This window comes from Intrasporangium sp. (assembly GCF_030452765.1).
In the GTDB taxonomy this organism is placed as follows: domain Bacteria; phylum Actinomycetota; class Actinomycetes; order Actinomycetales; family Dermatophilaceae; genus Intrasporangium_A.
Window position 1 is genome coordinate 1 of the sequence record NZ_JAKDLO010000295.1, and the last position, 3,293, is coordinate 3,293.

The 3,293-nt window shown below is 70.7% G+C and carries 3 protein-coding genes; 2 read left to right on the forward strand and 1 reads right to left on the reverse strand.

Annotated features, from left to right (window positions below):
• Positions 1-308: SDR family oxidoreductase (locus L0H79_RS21590; protein WP_301486798.1), on the reverse strand; the 308-nt coding region annotated here is incomplete at its 3' end.
• A 79-nt stretch (positions 309-387) separates the two neighbouring features.
• Between L0H79_RS21590 and L0H79_RS21595 the strand changes: the two genes are divergently transcribed.
• Together L0H79_RS21595 and L0H79_RS21600 are read left to right on the forward strand one after the other, a co-directional pair.
• Positions 388-1,194: a GNAT family N-acetyltransferase gene (locus L0H79_RS21595; RefSeq protein ID WP_301486799.1), complete on the forward strand. Its 807-nt coding sequence runs from the start codon at positions 388-390 to the stop codon at positions 1,192-1,194.
• Between the two features lie 174 nt (positions 1,195-1,368).
• Complete coding sequence (locus tag L0H79_RS21600) at positions 1,369-3,204, forward strand: beta-galactosidase family protein (RefSeq protein WP_301486801.1); 1,836 nt, start codon at positions 1,369-1,371, stop codon at positions 3,202-3,204.
• Positions 3,205-3,293 lie beyond the last annotated feature (89 nt).

Here is a 3,293-nt window from a genome sequence, read left to right on the forward strand (position 1 = left end):
CCGACGATCGAGATGTAGACGATGTGCGGCCGGCCTGCCCGCAGGGCCCGTTCGACGACCGCATCGACCGGCTGGGTGCAGTGCACGACGACATCGACGTCCCGCAACGCGGCTTCCAGTCCCTCACCCTTGCGGACGTCACCGGTGACCACCTCGACGTCGGGCAGGCCGGTGACGGGGCGGATGCCACGACTCAGCACGCGTACCCGGACGGTGGAGCGCTGAAGGGCGGCGACGACGGACCGGCCGAGCAGCCCCGTCCCACCCGTGACGAGGACACGGCGCACCTGAGGAGGTTGGTTGCTCATCTACCCATCCTCAACCTGGCAGCCGTGCAGGAGGTAACCGCGTGGCCGCAACGTCAGGGCACGGGTAGCGTCACCTGCCGTGACGGATGCACTGCTCGAGGTCTATGACGACCAGCTCCGGACCGAGGCAGAGGTCCACGACGCCGAGGACGTGACACACATCGGGCCGCTCTGGTGCGCGACCTTCGACGACGGGAGCGGAGGCTTCGTCACGTACCGCGACCTGGCCGGTACGACGGGGACGGCACTCGACGCGCTGATCCGGCAGGCGGTCGCCCACTTCCGGGACACGACCCGCGTCGCGACCTTCGAGTGGAAGACCCGGGGCCATGACCGCCCGGCCGACCTGACGGGCCACCTGGTGGCACAGGGCCTGCAGCCGCAGGAGCGAGAAACGGTCATGGTCGGGCCGGCAGCCGGCCTGGCGGTCGAGGTCCCGCTACCCGCGGGTGTGGCCGTGCGCCGGGCCCATGCCGACGGCGACCTGGCTCATGACGCCGCCCGTGCGATCGAGCTGCAGGGGCGCGTCTTCGGCGGTGGGTCCGGTCCGAGCGCCGAACGTCTGGTCGCGGATCTGGACGCACCCGGAGACCGGTTGACCCTCTGGCTCGCCGAGGCCGATGGGCGGGTCGTCTGTGCGGGACGACTCTCGATCGTGCCGGGTACGGAGTTCGCCGGCCTCTGGGGTGGAGCGACCGACCCGGCATGGCGGGGGCGAGGGATCTACCGGGCCCTTACCGCGGCCCGCGCACGGTACGCCCTGCAGCACGGCGCGCGCTACCTGCACAGTGACAGCACGGAGATGTCCCGGCCGATCCTGACACGGAGCGGGCTGCGCGCGGTCACCACGACGACGCCCTACGTCTGGACACGCTCGCCGCCCTGAGCACTGCTTGGCACGGATCCCGCGAGGGAACACGCTCGATGGGGCTATGCGCGACGAGGCGATGCACGATGGTGCGGCGCGAGCCGAGCGCCCCTGAGCGGCATACCGGCACCGACCTGCGCGAGGGCGTAGGTTCTCATCCAACTGGCATCGAGCCTGTGACGAAGGAGCACTATGACCCCGGCCGGCGCCCGCCCAGCAGCTTCCCGCCTCATCACCATCGAGGACGGCGCCTTCCGTCGTGGTGGTGAGCCCCATCGGATCCTCAGCGGCGCGATCCACTACTTCCGGGTCCATCCCGACCTGTGGCGCGACCGCTTGGCCCGGCTGGCCGCCATGGGCCTGAACACCATCGAGACCTACGTTGCGTGGAACTGGCACGAGCGGCGACCCGGCGAGATCGACTTCACCGGGTGGCACGATCTGACCCGATTCGTCCGCGAGGCCGAGACGCTCGGCCTCGACGTCATCCTGAGGCCGGGCCCGTACATCTGCGCCGAGTGGGACTTCGGCGGCCTGCCGGCCTGGCTCATGACCAAGCCCGAGATGACGTTGCGGGCCTCGGACCCACGCTTCGTCTCGGCGGTCGACGCGTGGTTCGACGCCGTGTGCGGCGTCATGCGGCCGCTCCTGGCGACCCAGGGCGGCCCGGTCGTGGCCGTCCAGGTGGAGAACGAGTACGGCTCGTACGGCGACGACGCCGCCTATCTCGAACACTGTCGGGCAGCCTTGGTGGACAGGGGGATCGACGTGCTGCTGCTCACCTCCGACGGACCCGCCCCCGACCTGCTCGCCTCGGGCACCGTCCCTGGCGTGCCCGCCACCGTCAACTTCGGCTCCCGGGTGGATTCGGCCTTCGGTGAGCTGCGCGCGATGCAGCCCGACGGTCCGGACATGTGCATGGAGTTCTGGAACGGCTGGTTCGACCACTGGGGCGAGCCGCACCACGTCCGCGAGACCACCGACGCCGCGGGGGTGCTCGAAGACATCCTCACGCGCGGCGGCAGCGTCAACTTCTACATGGCCCACGGCGGGACGAACTTCGGGCTGTGGAACGGCTGCAACCTCGAGCAGGGCCACCTCCAGCCGACCGTGACGAGCTACGACTACGACGCACCGGTGGGCGAGTCGGGCGAGCTGACCCCGAAGTTCCATGCCTACCGGCAGATCCTCGAGCCGTATGCCGCTCACCCCCTACCCGAGCCACCCGCACCCCCAGCGCGGCTGGCGGCACAGCAGGCCGGGGTCGGCGAGTGGGTGTCGCTGCTCGACTCGCTCGACGCTTTCGACGGCCCCCGCTCGGCGCCGCTGCCGCTGTCGATGGAAGATCTGGGCCAGGACCACGGGCTGGTCCTCTACCGCGGGTCGGTGCTGCTGCCGCCCGACCCGCCGGCTCTCGTCCTTGACGGACTCGGCGACCGCGCCATCGTGCTGGTCGACGGGGCCGTCGCAGTAGTCGACCGGAACGACCCCGTCCCCGAGATCGCGATGGTCAGCCCGGAGGACGGGCGGCGCTCGGAGCTGACGATCATCGTGGAGAACCAGGGCCGGATCAACTTCGCCCAGGCGATCGGCGAACACAAGGGACTTGCCGCGGTCCGGCTCGGCCGGCGCTTCGTGCACGGCTGGGAGAGCACGGCGTTGCGACTCGACGCGGATGGCCTGACCGAGCGGCTCGGGTTCGGGGGCGAGGCCGGGTCGGCTGGTCCGGTCTTCGGCCGGACCACGCTGCACCTCGACGAGGACCCGGCGGACGGGTTCCTTGCCCTGCCCGGGTGGGGCAAGGGCTTCGTCTGGCTCAACGGGTTCCTTCTCGGCCGCTACTGGGAGGTCGGCCCACAGCAGACGCTCTACGCGCCGTCGCCGCTCTGGCGCGACGGTGACAACGAGGTCGTGGTGCTCGAGCTGGAGCGACCGGGATCGTCGGTGGAGCTGCGCTCGGAGCCGGACCTCGACGGCGGCCACGGCGTCGCGCAGGGCGTGCCGGCCGCCGCGGAGACCTTCTCCTGACCCTGGCCCCCCAACCGATCGAGAGTGCCCCTCCCCCGATCGAGAGTGCAGTTGTCACGATCGAGAGTGCAGTTGTCACGATCGAGAGT

Coding starts and splice junctions, on each gene's coding strand:
- L0H79_RS21600 (WP_301486801.1), top strand. CDS start 1,369: ATGACCCCGGCCGGCGCCCGCCCAGCAGCTTCCCGCCTCATCACCATC.